The following is a 15,618-nucleotide window of genomic DNA, read 5'->3' as shown; positions in this document are numbered from 1 at the left end:
GGGGTGGCCCGGGTCGGCGTACGGTCGGGAGGGGTCGGCACGATGGACCCCATGACCGTCACCGACTCCCCCGCCGGCTCGCCCCTCGAGGTGCTGGAGCGGGTCTTCGGCTACGACGCCTTCCGCGGCGACCAGGCCGAGATCATCGAAACCGTCGTCGGCGGCGGCGACGCGCTGGTGCTCATGCCCACCGGCGGCGGCAAGTCGCTGTGCTACCAGGTGCCCTCCCTGGTGCGCGAGGGCACCGGCGTCGTCATCTCGCCGCTGATCGCGCTCATGCAGGACCAGGTCGACGCCCTCGACGCCCTGGGCGTGCGGGCCGGCTTCCTCAACTCCACCCAGACCACGGAAGAGCGACGCGCAGTCGAGCGGGCCTACGTCGCCGGCGAGCTCGACCTGCTCTACCTCGCCCCCGAGCGGCTCGCCGTGGCCGAGACGCTGCGGTTGCTCGACGCCGGCCGGATCGCGCTCTTCGCCATCGACGAGGCCCACTGCGTCTCGGCCTGGGGCCACGACTTCCGTCCCGACTACCTCAACCTCACCGTGCTGGGCCAGCGCTGGCCCGGGGTGCCCCGGGTGGCGCTCACCGCGACGGCCACGCGGGAGACGGCCGAGGAGATCGTGCACCGCCTCGGACTCGCCGAGGCCCGGCAGTTCGTGGCGAGCTTCGACCGCCCCAACATCGAGTACCGCATCGTGGCCAAGGACAACCCCCGCCAGCAGCTGCTCGACCTGCTGCGCAGCGAGCACGCCGGCGACGCCGGCATCGTCTACTGCCTCTCGCGCAAGTCGGTCGAGGAGACCGCGGCCCACCTGAGCAAGCACGGCATACCCGCCCTGCCCTACCACGCGGGCCTGCCCGCGCAGCAGCGCGCGGAGCACCAGTCGCGCTTCCTGCGCGAGCCCTCGCTGGTGATGGTCGCGACCATCGCCTTCGGCATGGGCATCGACAAGCCCGACGTGCGCTTCGTGGCCCACCTCGACCTGCCGAAGTCGGTGGAGGGCTACTACCAGGAGACCGGCCGCGCCGGGCGCGACGGGCTGCCCGCCACCGCCTGGCTGGCCTACGGCCTGGCCGACGTCGTGCAGCAGCGCCGGATGATCAACACCTCCGACGGCGACGCCGCCCACCGCCGTCGGCTCGGCGCCCACCTCGACGCGATGCTGGCGCTCTGCGAGACCGTGCAGTGCCGCCGCGTGCAGCTGCTGGCCTACTTCGGCCAGCAGGGCGAGCCCTGCGGCAACTGCGACACCTGCACTGCTCCCCCGCAGACGTGGGACGGCACCATCGCCGCCCAGAAGCTGCTCTCCGCGGTGGTGCGGCTGGCGCAGCGTCGACAGCGCTACGGCGCCGGCCACGTCGTCGACATCCTGCTGGGCAACGCCACCGCCCGCGTCGTGGAGCTCGACCACACCAGCCTCACCGTCTTCGGCGTCGGCACGGAGCTCAGCGCCGGCGAGTGGCGCGGTGTGGTGCGCCAGCTGCTGGCCCAGGGCCTGCTCGCCGTCGGCGCCGACGGCTACGGCACCCTCGAGCTCACCGAGGCCTCCACCGACGTCCTGCGCGGCGAGCGCGAGGTGCACCTGCGCACCGAGCCGAAGCGCACCACCCGCAGCCGCAACGAGCGCCGCGCCAAGACCGCCGACGTCGTCGACCTCGACGCCGAGGGCGCTGCGCTCTTCGAGCGGCTGCGCGCCTGGCGGGCCGCAACCGCGAAGGAGGCCGGCGTGCCGGCGTACGTCGTCTTCCACGACGCCACGCTGCGCCACGTCGCCGCCGAGGCACCCACCACCCTCGACGCGCTCGGCTCGATCTCGGGGGTCGGCGCCAGCAAGCTCGAGCGCTGGGGCGAGGGTCTCCTCGCGGTGGTCACCGGGGGCGACGAAGCCTGAGCCGTCCGGCGCCCCACACGGGTCGCACCCACGGCTCGGTGGTCTCGAGCCGCGGCAGTCCTCCGCCGTGTACGCCGTGACCGCGCCTCGTGGCCCCGCGCGTCCGGGTCGCGGACCGCCGACCCACCACCGGCCACCGCACCCGCCGCTGACGCCGCTGACGCCGTTGACGCCGGTCAGCAGGCGGGGTCGGTCCGGACCCGGCCGAGCGAGGGCCCCGACCGGACCTGCTTCCCGTGGTCGAGGGTCCACGCGCGCTGCCAGTCCGTGGTGAGGACGGTCGGGCTCATCGTAGACCGACGCTTGCCGACGAGGCTGATGCGCGGCGTCAGCGGCGCTCCGAGGTCGGCCACGTCGACCGAGCCGATCACGGTGCCGTCGTAGAACCAGGTCACGTGTCGCCGACCCACCTCGACCGCGACGTTGCGGGGCTGGTCGGTGAGGCTGACCGCCTTGCGTCCTACCCGGGCCGTGCCGCCCTCGCGGGAGCGCACGCCGAAGCGCATCCCCCGCTCGCGCATGGTGAAGTCGGCGACCGTCACCACGGGGCCGGTGCACGCGTCGACCGACGAGCCCTCGGGCACCAGCTCGACGCGCACGTCGTAGTCGGCGGCGCGGCCGCGGTCGGCCGAGGCCCGGAGCCGGAACTCCCACCGCCCCGTGCGCTGGGCGTTGCCGTCGAGGGTGGCGGTGGTGGTGCCGCGGTGGCGGGCCGTGGCGCCGGAGCCGCTCTGCAGGAAGAGCCCGCCGTTGACGTGGGCGGCCCGACCGGTGCCGTTGGAGGTGTCGCGCCACCCGCCCTCGAGCCGGCTGCCGCGGTAGGGACGGGAGGTGAGGGACTCCCCGAACTCCCAGGCGAAGTCGAAGAGTGACGGCCCCCAGCCCCAGCGGGAGCTGGCGTTGGTCGAGCCCGACGCGCGCCCGGCGGTGGGGAGGACGGCGTCGCCCGATCCCGCACGTGCGGGCTGCGCGCCGCTGTCCTGCGCCCGGGTCACGGTGAGCCGGGCGGGCGCCGCTGCCGGTGTCGCCGTGGTCGTGTCAGCGCGCGAGCCGGTGCCGCCGGAGGTGCCGGTGGGAGTGGCGCTGGAGGTGGGTGACGGAGCGGGGCTGGGCGCCGGGGGCGGCTCCGCGACGACCGTGAACGTGGTCGGGAACGACGCGAACCAGCCGATCCGGTCGCCGCCCTGCGTCCAGTCGTCCTGGCGGGCGCGGTAGACGTGGTTGCCGGCCTCGGCCTCGGTGCGGGTGAAGAAGGCCCGCCCGCGCGCGTCGGTGGTGTCGGTGTCGACGGTGCGCCAGCGGTGTCCGTCGACGCGCTCCTGCAGCTCCACGCGACGACCGGGGAAGGCCGGTGGGCGGCGTCCGCGCACCACCGGCGTCGTGTCCGCCTTCAGCACGAAGGGGCGGTCGACGTACGCCGCCGGGTGGCGACGCCCGAGGGACAGCACGACCTCCTGGGCGCGGGCCCGCAGCAGCCGCCCCGGGGTGACGCCGGAGGAGGAGGCCACGCGGTAGCTGATGTTCTCCATGGCCGGTGCGGGGAAGGTGAACCGGAAGGCCCCGGACCGGTCGGTCGTGCCGCGAGAGCCCTGGACGTCGGTCCAGACGTCGCCCGGACGGTTCATGTGGAACTGCAGACGGATCGCCTGCTTGCGTCGTGGACCCACCCGCCCGCTGAAGAGGAGCGCCTGCCCTCCGACGAACGCGTCGGGGCCCGTGCGCAGGTCGCCGGTCGGGCGGGGCGCCGTGGTGGCCCGCTCCGGCGGCGCCGCCGACCGGCCGGGGGCGCTGAGCACGACCGAGCCGACGCAGAGGGCGAGGAAGCAGGCCACGGCTGCGCCGGTGGCGCGGCGCCGGGACGGTCTGGACGCGAGCGGACCCGAGTCGCGCATGCAGGTCTCCTGAGGGGGGTCGACGGAGAGGGGCAGGTGGGACGGCGCCGGGACGACCCGAGGGCACGGGGCGCGGGGGCGCCCCCGCGGGGGTCGGCCGACGACCGGAGCCACGGTACGTCGATCCGCGCCGGGAGGTGACCTTTCCCGGTGCTCACACCAGGCGCGGGTCGCCCTCCACGACGTCGACCACGTCGATGTCGACGTCGACCGCGCCCCGGGGATCGGGCCCGACGAGCGATACCAGGAGCTCCTGGACCTCCCCGCGCACCTCGGCGGCCTCCGAGCGGACGTCGGTGCCGTAGGAGCAGACGAGACCCAGTCGCACCCGGGTCACGCGCTCCTCGTCGACGTCCACCTGCACCGACGCCGGAGCGCTCGCGACGCGCCGCTGCGCCAGACGCCTCACCGCCGAGCGCACCACCCGGCTGGAGACCCAGGTGCGCGAGCCGTCGGGGTCGTGGTCCACGCCGCCGTCGGCGCGTCGCACCAGGACCGGGTCGGCCGGCACGACGGTGCGCCGCACCCGCTCGAGCACGGAGCTGCGCACACCCTCGAAGCCACCCGGGTCGTCCTCGCGCACGGCGCGCAGGGCGCGGTCGAGCAGCTCCCCTCCCGCGACGTCGGGCCGGTCGGCGCCGACGAGGTCGTCACCGTCGTCTCGCTGCGGCTCTACCGCCATCGCGCCATCCTCTCCGCCAGGGTCCGCCGTCCGCGGTGCAGGTGACCACGGACGCTTCCGACCGGGAGGGCCAGCGCCTCGCCGATCTCGTCGTACGACATGCCCTCGACCTCGCGCAGCAGCCACACCGCGCGCTGGTGCCACGGTAGTTCGTCCAGCGCCTGCTGCAAGGCCGCCAGCAGCTCGGCGTCGAGCACGTCCTGGAGAGGGTTGTCATTGGCCTCGGGCACGAAGCGCGACAGCAGGTCGTCGTTGATGGGCGTGGGACGCCGGTGGCGCTGCAGGTCCACCGCGCGGCGGTGGACCAGCCGGAAGAGCCAGGTCTTGAGGCTGGAGCGGCCCTGGAAGGTGCCGAGGTCCTTCCACGCCGAGATCAGCGCCTCCTGGGTGACCTCGGCCGCGTCGGTGTCGTTGCCGCCGACGAGCCGCAGCGCGTAGCGGTACATTCGCGGACCGTAGCGGTCCACGATCTCGCGGAAGGCCTCGGCGTCACCCGCGCCGACGGCGCGCACCAGCGCTGCGTCGGAGGCTTCCTCCTCGGGAGGCTCGGCGGTCACCACGGCTCCATCCTGTCCAGGCAGGCCCACCGACCTCCCCACCCCAGTGGTCCCCACTCCTCGCGGCGACCGCGTGCTCCACATCACACCACCAGATCCGTGACGATCGGGGAGGACGGCACGACTACCTGGTGTCAGACGCACGACGTGCGTGCACCGTCAGCGCGGGGACACCACCCGCGCAGCACGACGACCAGGGAACAGAGAGGTTCACCCATGACCGAGAAGAAGCCCGAGACCACCGCCACCACGACCACCGACGTCGCCACCCGCGGCACCGGCGCGCTCGCCAGCGAGCAGGGCCGCACCTCGATCGCCGACGCCGTCGTCTCCAAGATCGCCGGCATCGCCGCACGCGACATCAGCGGCGTGCACGCCCTCGGCGGCGGCACCGCCCGCGCCGTCGGCGCCCTGCGCGACCGCATCCCCGGCTCGCGCACCAACCTCAGCCAGGGCGTCGCCGTGGAGGTGGGCGAGCGGCAGGCCGCCGTCGACCTCGACCTCGTCGCCGAGTACGGCGTCTCCATCGCCGACCTCGCCCAGGCCGTGCGCCGCAACGTCATCGGCTCGGTCGAGCGCATGACCGGGCTGGAGGTGACGGAGGTCAACATCACCGTGCACGACATCTTCCTCGACGACGGGTCGGACGACGCCGACACCTCGGCCTCCAGCGCCCCGCGGGTCGAGTGAGCGCGTGACCGAGCAGCCCGAGGACCTCGGCGTCACCGACCGGGACCCGGCCGGGTCGTCCGACGACGCCCCGGAGCAGGTCGACCTCGTCGCCGCGGCCGTCTTGGCCGTGCCCGGGGTGGCCGACCTGCACGGCGGCGTGCTCGGCGAGGTCGCGACCTACCTGCCCGGGCGCCGGGTCTCCGGCGTGAAGCTGCTGGAGCCCGGGGCCTCGGTCCACGTCGTGCTGACGTGGGGCGCCGCCGTGGCGACGACCACGGCCGCCGTGCGCGAGGTGGTCCGTCCCCTCGTGCCCGGACCGGTCCACGTCGTCGTCGAGGACGTCGAGCCCCCGGGTGGCGCGCCCCGATGAGCGACCCCGACCTGCGCTCCCTGCGCCGCGAGGCCGCCCGCCGTCACCACCCCGACGTGGGTGGGGACGCGGCGACCTTCGTCGCGGTCATGCGATCGCTCGACGCCCTCGAGGCGGCGCGGGCGGCAGGGACCACAGGGACCACAGGGGGCACAGCGGGTCGCACCGCAGGAGGCACCCCGACCGCCGGGGTCGGGCCGTGGGGGGACGGCCCGGCCGCCGGCCCGGCGTCCGCCCCCACCATCACCGTCACCTCGACCGCGGCGTCGCGGGCCAGACGAGCAGTGCGCACCACGAGCCGCCGGCTCGTGGGCGACGTCAGACGCCGCATCCCACGGTCGTTGCCCGGCTCTCGCCGCTACGGCCAACTCTGAAGGAGACACCACCATGACCACCTCCACCATCGGCCTCATCGCCGGACTGCTGCTGGCGATCGCCATCGTCGTCGGCGGCCTGCTCGGCCTGCTGCTCGGCGTCGTGCTGGGCGGAGCCGGCTACCTCATCGGCGGCCACGTCGACGGCGAGCTCGACCTGGGCGCGCTGGTGCGGGGCCGTCGTGGCTGAGCCCGCTCTCGCGCCCCCGGAGGACCGGGGTCGCCTCGACGTGCGCACGCGCGCCCTCCAGCACGTCGTGGAGCGCGCGGCGCTCGAGGCGCCCGGCACCGTGTCGCGCCGCCCGGCGATGGGCTCCGCCCTGGGGTCGTCGGTGGGATCGGCCCTGGGTCGCCTCACCGGATCCGGCTCGCCGCAGGCCACCGTCACCGTCCACGGGGCACGGGCCCGCGTCGAGGTGGACGTCGCTGCCGTGTGGCCCTGCGCCGTCTCGGACATCGCCGAGGGCGTGCGGGCCACGGTGCAGCGCGAGACCGCCCGCATCAGCGGGATCGACATCACGACGGTGGACGTCACCGTGCACCTCGTCGACCCCGAGCCCGCCGACGACCACGGGCACGGGCGAGGGGGGCGGGTCCAGTGAGCCGACGCAACCCGCCCCGGGGCCGCCCGGCCGTCGTGCCCGTGGCTCTGCTGCTCGCGCTGGCGCTCGTCGCGCTGGCTGTCGTCACCGTGCGCGACCTCGCCGTCGCCCAGGGCTGGACCGGCGGCAGCCCCTGGCTGCGCGACGCCGTGGACGGCCTCGACGGACTCGGCGCCACGACCGCGGTCGTGGTGGCCGCCGCGGTGACCGGTCTCGTCGGGCTGGTGCTGCTCGTGCTGGCCCTCAAGCCCGCCCCGGTCACACACCTGCCGGCCACCGCCGACGGCGACCTCTGGGTCTCTGCACACGCCGTGGCCGCCCTGGCACGCCGGCGAGCCGACCGCAGCAGCGGTGTCGTCGGCGCCAGCGCCACGGTCTCCCGCCGTCACCGCGTGCGCGTCGAGGTGGTCGCGCCGCGCGACACCGACCAGACCGTCGCCGGTGTGCGCGAGAGCATCGCCGCCGATCTCGACGGCTTCTCCCCCGCCCGCATCTCCGTCCACGCCCAGGAGGCACCGCGATGACCGCGCCCACGAAGACCGACCGCCTCATGGTCGCCCTCGTCGGGCTGGTGCTCGTCGCCGTGTCGCTGGCCCTCCTCGACTGGCGCTTCGGGTGGGTGCTGTCGTGGGGCGACACCCTCGACACCGCCCCCGTCGACGACGTCCTGGCCACCAGCTGGTGGCCGTGGGCCTCGGCCGTCGTGGGGGTGCTGCTCGGCCTGCTCGGCCTGGCCTGGGTCCTGGCCCACCTCAGGCCGGCGTCGGTCCCGGCGCTCCGGCTCCCGGCGAGCGGCCCCGAGGGTCGCCTCGAGGTCGACCTCCGCTCGCTGGCCCACGCGACCGCCGCGCGCCTGGAGTCCCTCGCGCCGGTCACGGGCCTGTCGGGCACCGCTCGCACCCACCGGGGCTCGACCGTGGTCGAGCTGAGGGGCCGCGTCGAGGAGACCGCCGAGGTGCACGAGCTGCGCGACGCCGTCACCACCGTGACCCGCGAGGTGGAGCAGGCCTTCCCGGCGGGCGACGTGGCGGTGCGGGTCGTGCTCGACAGCCCCAAGGCCACCCGACGTGAGCGCACCGACCGGGTGCGGGTGCAGTAGCGGAACAGGTCCGCGCGACCCGGATCCGCGTGACATCGACCCCCGACCCCTCGACCTGAGGGATCGGGGGTCGTTCGTCGTGCAGGTCACACCGTCGGCCCCCGGGGGTCTGGACCACTGCCCCCCTGCCGGGGTGAGCGGCACCCGGACCGGGGCGAGGGGTGCGATCCTGGTGGGGCGACCCGTCCCCCACGGGCCGCGCCCCGCCGGCTCTCCCCCGCACGACACCGGCCCGCACGGCACCGGCTTGCCCGAGCCGGCGTACGGCACCGCCGGAACCCCCACCCCACCCGCGCGCGACCACCCATCGCCCGCGACCACGACCGCCCCCGAGGTCTGCCATGTCGCACCTGCACCCCCTCCCGCCCCGCCGCGGGCTGCGTCGCGCCCTCGTGGCGACCGCACTCGCCGCCGTCACCACCCTGGGCGTCGGCGCGCTGCCGGCCGTCGCCGACGCGGCACCGGCCCCGGCCGCCGCGGCTAGCGCAGCCGGTCCGCTGGCGGCGGACACCGTCGACAAGCCCGTGACCACCGCCCTCGACCGTGTGTCGCGCACGATCCGCAAGGCCCGGGCGAAGACCCTGCCGGCCCGTGTCTTCGGCCTCGCCGTCCCCGGCGCCCCCACGGAGCTGTCGGAGGCCGACGCCCTCGCCTCCAGCCTCGGCCGGCGCGCCACCCAGCTCACCTTCTACTCCTCGTGGCACTCCGCCGCCGACTTCCCCACCGCCGACGCCCGCCGGGTCGCCTCGACCGGTGCGGTGCCGGAGGTCACCTGGGAGCCCTGGGACCCCGCTGTCGGCACGCCCGACCAGCCCACCTACTCCCTCGACCGCATCGCCGGCGGCGCCTTCGACGCCTACGTCACGCGCTGGGCTCAGCAGGTCAAGGCGTACGGCGCTCCGGTCGCCTTCCGCTTCGCCCACGAGATGAACGGCAGCTGGTACCCCTGGTCGGAGGGCGTCAACGGCAACACCTCCGGCGACTACGTCGCGGCCTGGCGCCGGGTGGTCGGCATCTTCCGCTCCGTCGGGGCGACCAACGCGCTCTGGACCTGGACCCCCAACGTGCCCTTCCCCGGGTCGGTGGCGCTCCCCGGGCTCTACCCCGGCGACCGGTGGGTCGACCGGGTCGGCCTCGACGGCTACAACTGGGCCGGCCTCATCCCCTCCACCTCCTGGCAGTCCTTCGGGGAGGTCTTCGGGCCCGGCCTCGCCCAGCTCACCTCGCTGACGGCCAAGCCCGTCTTCATCGGCGAGGTCGGCTGCCCCGAGGGCGTGGGCGACAAGGCCGGCTGGATCCGTGACATGTGGGCCTACCTCGACCAGCACCGTGAGGTGCGCGGGCTGACCTGGTTCCACTTCCAGAAGGAAGCCGACTGGCGCATCACCAGCAGCCAGGCCTCCCACGACGCCTTCCGGGCCGGCGTGGGCGCCTTCGCCTCCTGAGGAGACCGCCCGGCACCGACCCCCGTAGGGGTGGGGCCGCCGCCGCTGCTCGGCGCCTAGTTTCGACCCATGACCGAGAGCAACGAGAAGACCGAGGCCGTCCAGGCCGTCGTCGACCGCGTGACCTCCTACCAGGAGTCGGCCCCCGAGGGCACCGTCGAGGCCGAGCTGCGCAAGGGCCTCGGCGAGGCGGGCCTCGACCTGCCCGACGCCGACGTCACGGCCCTGGCCGAGGCGATCGAGTCCGCGGAGGAGGGCGACGGGCCGGTGCAGGCCGCGTCGGTGCTGTCCTGACCGGCGCTGCGCCCGAGGTGGGGTCCGGCGACGGCCCCGTCGCCGAGCACCGGCGTCCCGACGGCGTCAGTGACGCCACCGTCGAGGCCCTCGGCAAGATCTCCGAGGCCCTGGAGGCCGTCGAGGTGGCGCGCGGTCACCTCTACACCTTCCACCGGCTCTCCGGCACCGCCGACCTGACCCTCGGCGAGGGTGTCGAGCAGCTGCGCGAGGCCGGGCACGCCGAGCTGGCCGACCGGATCGAGCGTGAGCTCGTGGGCCGCAACGTGATCGAGGGCCGCTGGACCTTCCAGATCATGGAGGAGTACGACGACACCTACTGGTCGGTCTTCCGCGACCTGGAGCGCACCGCCCGCGAGGAGCTCGTCGGTGGGCGTCGACACCTCTTCGAGGCCGAGATGAAGGAGTCGGAGCGCACCCGCGGACGACGCCACCACGAGGCCGCTCCCGACGACCGCGGACCCCAGGCTCCCTGACCCGCCCCGGGGCCGGGCCTCGGCCCAGGGGCCCGGGTGACGGGCGCCACGAGACTAGGTTGGAGCCCATGGCACCTGCGATCCCGACCCACGACCTGCTCGACGGCACGACCCTCCCGGCCGTCGGCTTCGGCACCTACCCGCTGCGCGACGACGCGTGCGTCGAGGCCGTCGGGTCGGCGATCGCGGCGGGCTACCGCCTGCTCGACACCGCGGTCAACTACGGCAACGAGGCCGCGGTCGGCGAGGCGGTCAGGCGGGCCGAGGTCGATCGTGACGACCTGGTGGTGACCAGCAAGTTGCCCGGTCGCGACCACGGCTACGACGAGGCGGTCGCCAGCGTCAGGGGCTCGCTGCGCGCCCTGGGGCTCGAGCGCATCGACCTGCACCTCATCCACTGGCCCAACCCCAGCGTCGGCCGGTACGCCGAGGCCTGGCGCGCCCTGGTCGACCTCCAGCGCGACGGCCTGGTGCGCTCGATCGGGGTCTCGAACTTCACCGAGGCCCACCTGGCGCGGATCATCGACGAGACCGGCGTGACCCCGGTGGTCAACCAGATCGAGATGCACCCGCACTTCCCGCAGGCCGCGATGCGTGCGGTGCACGAGCGTCTCGGCATCCGCACGGAGTCGTGGAGCCCCCTGGGCAAGCGCAACGCCCCCCTCGACGAGCCGGCCGTCACCGGCCCCGCCGCCCGCCTGGGCGTCACCCCGGGTCAGGTGATCCTGCGCTGGCAGGTGCAGCTGGGCTCCGTGCCGGTGCCGAAGTCGGCCACGCCAGAGCGACAGCGGGCCAACCTCGACCTCTTCGGCTTCGAGCTCACCGACGCGGAGGTCGCCGCCATCTCCGCCCTCGCTCGGGTCGACGGCCGGCTCTTCGGCGGGGATCCCGACACCCACGAGGAGATGTGATGGCGTCGGCCCCGCCGACCCCCCACCTCCGCGTCGACCTCGACCGCCTGCGCCGCAACGTCCGCCGCACCGCCGAGCGCGCCCGCAGCCTGCAGGTCTCGCTGCGCCCGCACGTCAAGACCCACAAGAGCGCCGAGATCGCCCGGCTGCAGCTGGTCTCCGGCGCCGCGGGCATCACCGTCGCCACCGTCGGCGAGGCCGAGGTCTTCGCGCGCCACGGCTGCACCGACGTCTTCATCGCCTACCCCCTCTGGCTCGACGACGACCGCGCCTCCCGCCTGCGCGACCTCTCCGAGATCTGCCGGCTGGCCATCGGCGTGGACTCCGTCGCCGGCGCCGCCAACGCCGGGCGCCGCCTCGGCGGGTCGGGGGTCGAGGTGCTCGTGGAGGTCGACTCCGGCCACCACCGCACCGGGGTGCCGGCGGACCGGGCCGGGGACGTCGCCGTCGCGGCCCGACGGGCCGGTCTCGTCGTGCGCGGGGTGTTCACCTTCCCCGGCCACGGCTACGCCCCGGGCGCCACCGCCGCGGCCGTGCGCGACGAGATCGAGGCCCTCCGTACCGCCCGCGACGCCCTGCTCGACGAGGGCATCGACGTGCGCGTCGTCTCGGGCGGCTCGACGCCGACCCTCGCCGCGAGCCTCGTGCCCGGTGCCGCCGACGTGGTCGACGAGCTGCGCCCCGGCGTCTACGTCTTCGGCGACGCCCAGCAGTGGGAGCTCGGCGTCGTCGAGCCCGCCGACATCGCGCTCACCTGCCGGGCCACGGTCGTCAGCCACGCCCACGGCCGCCTGGTGCTCGACGCCGGGAGCAAGGCGCTGGGAGCCGACCGAGCGGCGTACTCCTCCGGCTTCGGCCGGCTGCTCGACCACCCCGGCGCCCGGATCACCGCCCTCTCCGAGCACCACGCGACCGTCGAGCTCGGCGGCGCCGCCCCGCCCGCACTCGGCTCGGTGCTCGACGTGGTGCCCAACCACGTGTGCTCCGCGGTCAACCTGGCCGACGACCTGTGGGTGGAGGAGGCCGGCGGCCTGCGCGCGTGGTCGGTGACGGCCCGCGGGCAGAACGGCTGAGCGCGCCGGGCCGCTCAGGCTGCTCTCACACCCGGCGCCTACGATCGGCGCCATGCGCACCCGACCCGCCCCCCGTGTCCTCGCCCGCCGCGCCGCGACCCGCCCCCTGGCCGCCGTCGCCGTCGTCGCCTGCCTCACCTCGCTCGCCGCCTGCGGGTCCGACGAGGAGCCGACGGCCGAGGACACCTCCGCCGCGAGCCCCGCCACCTCCGAGAGCGCCTCCGGCTCCCCCTCCGACGACGGGTCCGCCGCCGGGTCGGGCTCCTGCGACTACCCGCAGGACGGCCAGCCCGCCAAGGAGGTCGACCCGCCCGAGACGACCCCCACCGTCAGCGGCGAGGTGAGCGCCGACGTCGCGACCAGCGCCGGCGACATCGGTCTGACCCTCGACGCCGACGCCGCGCCCTGCACCGTCAACTCCTTCGTCAGCCTCGCCGAGCAGGGCTACTTCGACGGCACCACCTGCCACCGCCTCACCACCGAGGGCATCTACGTGCTCCAGTGCGGCGACCCGACGGGCACCGGCACCGGCGGGCCCGGCTACACCATCCCCGACGAGCTGACCGGCGAGGAGACCTACCCGGCCGGCACCCTGGCCATGGCCAAGACGATGTACCCCGACTCCGGCGGCTCGCAGTTCTTCATGGTCTACGAGGAGTCGCCGCTGCCGCCGGACTACACCGTCTTCGGCACCATCGACGACGCCGGCCTCGACCTGCTCACCGAGATCGGCGACGAGGGCACCGACAACGGCACCGGCGACGGCGCGCCCGCCACGCCGGTCGACATCGAGAGCGTCACCGTCGGCTGACCGGCCCGCGGCCCCACCCCGGGCGCCGGGGGCTCAGTGGCCCAGGTCGCCCGCGGCGTAGGTGACCGGCTCGCCCAGGGTGACCGTGCGCCCCACCGTGCACAGGCGCTCCTGCACCATCTGCAGGGTGCGGGGCACGACCTCGCGCGCCCGGTCGCCCTCGGGGCCCTCGGGGAAGGTCACGTCGAAGGTGACCCGCAGGTCCACCAGGTGGTTGCCCTGCTCGTCGCGCACCTTGTGCCCCTCGGCCCGCGCCGCGAAGGACGCGAAGGGCGACCGCTTGCCGGTGACGTGGTCGAGGTCGACCGCCCCGCAGCCGACGAGGGCGGCGAGCAGCAGCTCGACCGGGGTGAAGTCGGGGTCGTCGCCCGACCCGACCGGCAGCACGCCACCGCGGCCGTTGGTGGCCTTGTAGCGGCGCTCCCCGATGCGCTCGAGGTCGACCGCCCGCCGGGTCGCGGGGTCTCGGCCCGGCTCCCTCATGTGGTCGGGGGTCGGGGCCGGGGGCTGCTGCGTGGTCTCGTCCATGCCAGCAGCCTCCCAGACACGCCCGGGAGGTCGTCCGGTTTGACCTCAGCGCCCAGCCGAGAGACGTTCGAGTGGTCCCCCCGCACCCCATCGGAAGGCGAGCACGTGCTCTTCCTGACCGAGAACGCCCAGTCCATCGTCACCGACCTCGCGGCCCAGCCGGGCCAGCCCGGCGCAGCCGGCCTCCGCATCGTCTCCGAGAGCGAGGTGGAGCCGGCGCTGCTGGTGTCGACCGCCGCGGCGCCCGAGCCGGGCGACGTCACCGTCGAGCAGGACGGTGCCACGGTCTACCTCGACCAGACCGCCGCGCTGCTGCTCGACGACAAGATCCTCGACGCCGCCGTCGACCCCGACGGCAAGGTCGAGTTCGCCCTCGCCGTGCAGCCCTAGGCGCACCCGGCCCGGCCCCGTGGGCCGAGGCCACGACGTACGACGGGCCCCCGACACCGGAGTGGTGTCGGGGGCCCGTCGACCGTCCGGGGCGCCGGAGTCCCTCCGGCGGCCCGGGCTCAGTCCTCGGCGGGCTCGAGGCCCAGGCGCACGCGTCGGCGGTGCGCCAGCAGGAGACCCAGGTTCCGCCGCTCGGTCGCCTCACGCTCGGGGCGGAACCTCGTCGAGGAGATCCCGTAGGCGACGTACAGCTGCGAGTTCATGGTGTCTCTCATCCCTTTCGCCCCGTCTCGGGGCTGGCGTCCGGTGTGCGGGTACCCGCACACCTGTCATTGGTCATCGTCGTTTTCGACTCTTACATCGTAGCGACTGCTACACACCGCACCTCATCCTCGAGGCTGTGATGTCGCGCACCCGTCAGCACCACCTCCGTCGCCCCTCGGGAGCCGGTGGCACCATCGAGGACATGACCACCGAGACCCGCGAGATCCACCTGGCCCGACGACCCTCCGGCGCGCCCGTGCCCGACGACTTCCGCCTCGTCACCACCACGCTCCCCGACCTCGGCGAGGGCGAGGTGCTCGTGCGCACCGACGTCATGTCGGTCGACCCCTACATGCGCGGACGCATGAACGACGCGAAGTCCTACGTGCCCCCCTTCGCCCTCGACGCCCCCCTCGAGGGGGCCGCGGTCGGTGAGGTCCTGGAGTCGCGCGCCGAGGGCATCGAGGTCGGCGACACCGTGCTGCACGGGCTGGGCTGGCGCGAGCACGCCGTGGTGTCGGGCAAGGCCGTGCGCAGGCTCGACGTCTCCACGCTGCCCGCCTCGACCTATCTCGGCGTGCTCGGCAGCACCGGGCTGACCGCCTACGTCGGCCTCACCCGCATCGCCGAGATGAAGCAGGGCGAGACCGTCTTCGTGTCCGGTGCGGCCGGCGCCGTCGGCTCCTCCGTGGGCCAGATGGCGCGGCTGCTGGGCGCCGGCAAGGTCATCGGCTCCGCCGGCTCGGCCGACAAGGTCTCGTGGCTGACCGACGACCTCGGCTTCGACGCCGCCTTCGACTACCACGACGGCCGGGTGAGCGACCGGCTGGGCGAGCACGGCCCGGTCGACGTCTACTTCGACAACGTCGGCGGGGAGCACCTCGAGGCCGCCATCACGCACCTCAACGACTTCGGCCGGGTGGCCGTCTGCGGCATGATCGCGGGCTACAACGACCCGAGCCAGGCGGCGGGCCCCCGCAACATGATGATGGTGGTGCAGAAGCGGCTGCGGCTGCAGGGCTTCATCGTGACCGACCACTACGACCTGGCCTCGGAGTTCTACGAGAAGGCCGGCGCCTGGGTGGCCGACGGCTCGCTGAAGCACCGGGAGACCTTCGCCGACGGGCTCGACCACGCCGTCGAGGCGTTCCTCGGCGTCCTGAGCGGCGCCAACACCGGCAAGATGCTCGTGCGGCTCTGAGCGAGCCCCCCTCCACACACACGCCGACGGCGGGCCCGGACCAGGTGGTCCGGGCCCGCCGTCGTGTGTGCGGGTCGCGCTGTG

At 74.7% G+C, this 15,618-nt stretch carries 20 protein-coding genes; 15 read left to right on the top strand and 5 right to left on the bottom strand.

Features of this window, described 5'->3' with window-relative positions:
* Positions 1-51 precede the first annotated feature (51 nt).
* Complete coding sequence (recQ, locus tag M3673_RS08230; protein ID WP_251532919.1) at positions 52-1,893, top strand: DNA helicase RecQ; 1,842 nt, start codon at positions 52-54, stop codon at positions 1,891-1,893.
* Between the two features lie 176 nt (positions 1,894-2,069).
* Here the strand turns inward: recQ and M3673_RS08225 are convergent, their stop codons facing one another.
* From M3673_RS08225 to M3673_RS08215, 3 genes are all read right to left on the bottom strand, one after another.
* Complete coding sequence (locus M3673_RS08225) at positions 2,070-3,785, bottom strand: hypothetical protein (protein WP_251532917.1); 1,716 nt, start codon at positions 3,783-3,785, stop codon at positions 2,070-2,072.
* A gap of 154 nt (positions 3,786-3,939) precedes the next feature.
* A complete protein-coding gene (locus tag M3673_RS08220) occupies positions 3,940-4,467 on the bottom strand; it encodes a hypothetical protein (protein WP_251532915.1) in 528 nt (175 codons plus the stop codon).
* Complete coding sequence (locus tag M3673_RS08215; protein ID WP_251532914.1) at positions 4,458-5,027, bottom strand: RNA polymerase sigma factor; 570 nt, start codon at positions 5,025-5,027, stop codon at positions 4,458-4,460. The genes M3673_RS08220 and M3673_RS08215 overlap by 10 nt, the downstream gene beginning before the upstream one ends.
* Before the next feature lie 213 nt (positions 5,028-5,240).
* On the opposite strand from M3673_RS08215, the gene M3673_RS08210 reads away from it, so the two are divergent.
* From M3673_RS08210 to M3673_RS08155, 12 genes are all read left to right on the top strand, one after another.
* Positions 5,241-5,714, top strand: coding sequence for an Asp23/Gls24 family envelope stress response protein (locus M3673_RS08210; RefSeq protein WP_056864457.1), 474 nt, complete (start codon positions 5,241-5,243; stop codon positions 5,712-5,714).
* Positions 5,715-5,718: 4 nt separating this feature from the next.
* The gene (locus M3673_RS08205; protein ID WP_227488375.1) at positions 5,719-6,066 is read left to right on the top strand and encodes a hypothetical protein; all 348 of its coding nucleotides are present in this window, start codon (positions 5,719-5,721) and stop codon (positions 6,064-6,066) included.
* Positions 6,067-6,453: 387 nt separating this feature from the next.
* Complete coding sequence (locus M3673_RS08200) at positions 6,454-6,630, top strand: DUF2273 domain-containing protein (RefSeq protein WP_082500291.1); 177 nt, start codon at positions 6,454-6,456, stop codon at positions 6,628-6,630.
* Complete coding sequence (locus M3673_RS08195; protein WP_193660820.1) at positions 6,623-7,042, top strand: Asp23/Gls24 family envelope stress response protein; 420 nt, start codon at positions 6,623-6,625, stop codon at positions 7,040-7,042. Before M3673_RS08200 ends, M3673_RS08195 begins: the two co-directional genes overlap by 8 nt.
* A gap of 41 nt (positions 7,043-7,083) precedes the next feature.
* Complete coding sequence (locus tag M3673_RS08190) at positions 7,084-7,566, top strand: DUF6286 domain-containing protein (protein WP_251532913.1); 483 nt, start codon at positions 7,084-7,086, stop codon at positions 7,564-7,566.
* A complete protein-coding gene (locus M3673_RS08185; RefSeq protein WP_251532912.1) occupies positions 7,563-8,141 on the top strand; it encodes an alkaline shock response membrane anchor protein AmaP in 579 nt (192 codons plus the stop codon). The genes M3673_RS08190 and M3673_RS08185 overlap by 4 nt, the downstream gene beginning before the upstream one ends.
* Positions 8,142-8,482: 341 nt before the next feature.
* Complete coding sequence (locus M3673_RS08180; protein ID WP_251532911.1) at positions 8,483-9,586, top strand: glycoside hydrolase family 26 protein; 1,104 nt, start codon at positions 8,483-8,485, stop codon at positions 9,584-9,586.
* Between the two features lie 69 nt (positions 9,587-9,655).
* A complete protein-coding gene (locus M3673_RS08175; protein WP_193660816.1) occupies positions 9,656-9,880 on the top strand; it encodes a hypothetical protein in 225 nt (74 codons plus the stop codon).
* Between the two features lie 17 nt (positions 9,881-9,897).
* Positions 9,898-10,356 (top strand): hypothetical protein, encoded by a 459-nt coding sequence (locus M3673_RS08170; RefSeq protein WP_193660815.1) that lies wholly within the window; start codon positions 9,898-9,900, stop codon positions 10,354-10,356.
* 68 nt (positions 10,357-10,424) lie between these two features.
* Positions 10,425-11,267 (top strand): aldo/keto reductase, encoded by an 843-nt coding sequence (locus M3673_RS08165; RefSeq protein ID WP_193660814.1) that lies wholly within the window; start codon positions 10,425-10,427, stop codon positions 11,265-11,267.
* Positions 11,267-12,340: an alanine racemase gene (locus tag M3673_RS08160; RefSeq protein WP_251532910.1), complete on the top strand. Its 1,074-nt coding sequence runs from the start codon at positions 11,267-11,269 to the stop codon at positions 12,338-12,340. Before M3673_RS08165 ends, M3673_RS08160 begins: the two co-directional genes overlap by 1 nt.
* A 52-nt stretch (positions 12,341-12,392) precedes the next feature.
* Positions 12,393-13,151, top strand: coding sequence for a peptidylprolyl isomerase (locus M3673_RS08155; protein ID WP_056864467.1), 759 nt, complete (start codon positions 12,393-12,395; stop codon positions 13,149-13,151).
* Between the two features lie 33 nt (positions 13,152-13,184).
* On the opposite strand, the gene M3673_RS08150 is transcribed toward M3673_RS08155, so the two are convergent.
* Complete coding sequence (locus M3673_RS08150; RefSeq protein WP_251532909.1) at positions 13,185-13,679, bottom strand: OsmC family protein; 495 nt, start codon at positions 13,677-13,679, stop codon at positions 13,185-13,187.
* A gap of 105 nt (positions 13,680-13,784) precedes the next feature.
* Between M3673_RS08150 and M3673_RS08145 the strand changes: the two genes are divergently transcribed.
* Positions 13,785-14,069 (top strand): Fe-S cluster assembly protein HesB, encoded by a 285-nt coding sequence (locus M3673_RS08145; protein ID WP_251532908.1) that lies wholly within the window; start codon positions 13,785-13,787, stop codon positions 14,067-14,069.
* Positions 14,070-14,188: 119 nt separating this feature from the next.
* On the opposite strand, the gene M3673_RS08140 is transcribed toward M3673_RS08145, so the two are convergent.
* The gene (locus tag M3673_RS08140; protein ID WP_156697893.1) at positions 14,189-14,332 is read right to left on the bottom strand and encodes a hypothetical protein; all 144 of its coding nucleotides are present in this window, start codon (positions 14,330-14,332) and stop codon (positions 14,189-14,191) included.
* 203 nt (positions 14,333-14,535) lie between these two features.
* Between M3673_RS08140 and M3673_RS08135 the strand changes: the two genes are divergently transcribed.
* Complete coding sequence (locus tag M3673_RS08135; protein ID WP_251532907.1) at positions 14,536-15,534, top strand: NADP-dependent oxidoreductase; 999 nt, start codon at positions 14,536-14,538, stop codon at positions 15,532-15,534.
* Positions 15,535-15,618: the final 84 nt, after the last annotated feature.

Origin of the sequence: Nocardioides sp. P86 (genome assembly GCF_023712465.1) — a bacterium.
GTDB lineage: Bacteria > Actinomycetota > Actinomycetes > Propionibacteriales > Nocardioidaceae > Nocardioides > Nocardioides kribbensis.
Note: the sequence above shows the minus strand (reverse complement) of the source record. Positions and strands in the feature narration are given on the sequence as shown.

Coding starts and splice junctions, on each gene's coding strand:
- recQ (WP_251532919.1), top strand. CDS start 52: ATGACCGTCACCGACTCCCCCGCCGGCTCGCCCCTCGAGGTGCTGGAG.
- M3673_RS08225 (WP_251532917.1), bottom strand. CDS start 3,785: ATGCGCGACTCGGGTCCGCTCGCGTCCAGACCGTCCCGGCGCCGCGCC.
- M3673_RS08220 (WP_251532915.1), bottom strand. CDS start 4,467: ATGGCGGTAGAGCCGCAGCGAGACGACGGTGACGACCTCGTCGGCGCC.
- M3673_RS08210 (WP_056864457.1), top strand. CDS start 5,241: ATGACCGAGAAGAAGCCCGAGACCACCGCCACCACGACCACCGACGTC.
- M3673_RS08200 (WP_082500291.1), top strand. CDS start 6,454: ATGACCACCTCCACCATCGGCCTCATCGCCGGACTGCTGCTGGCGATC.
- M3673_RS08185 (WP_251532912.1), top strand. CDS start 7,563: ATGACCGCGCCCACGAAGACCGACCGCCTCATGGTCGCCCTCGTCGGG.
- M3673_RS08180 (WP_251532911.1), top strand. CDS start 8,483: ATGTCGCACCTGCACCCCCTCCCGCCCCGCCGCGGGCTGCGTCGCGCC.
- M3673_RS08175 (WP_193660816.1), top strand. CDS start 9,656: ATGACCGAGAGCAACGAGAAGACCGAGGCCGTCCAGGCCGTCGTCGAC.
- M3673_RS08165 (WP_193660814.1), top strand. CDS start 10,425: ATGGCACCTGCGATCCCGACCCACGACCTGCTCGACGGCACGACCCTC.
- M3673_RS08160 (WP_251532910.1), top strand. CDS start 11,267: ATGGCGTCGGCCCCGCCGACCCCCCACCTCCGCGTCGACCTCGACCGC.
- M3673_RS08155 (WP_056864467.1), top strand. CDS start 12,393: ATGCGCACCCGACCCGCCCCCCGTGTCCTCGCCCGCCGCGCCGCGACC.
- M3673_RS08150 (WP_251532909.1), bottom strand. CDS start 13,679: ATGGACGAGACCACGCAGCAGCCCCCGGCCCCGACCCCCGACCACATG.
- M3673_RS08140 (WP_156697893.1), bottom strand. CDS start 14,332: ATGAACTCGCAGCTGTACGTCGCCTACGGGATCTCCTCGACGAGGTTC.
- M3673_RS08135 (WP_251532907.1), top strand. CDS start 14,536: ATGACCACCGAGACCCGCGAGATCCACCTGGCCCGACGACCCTCCGGC.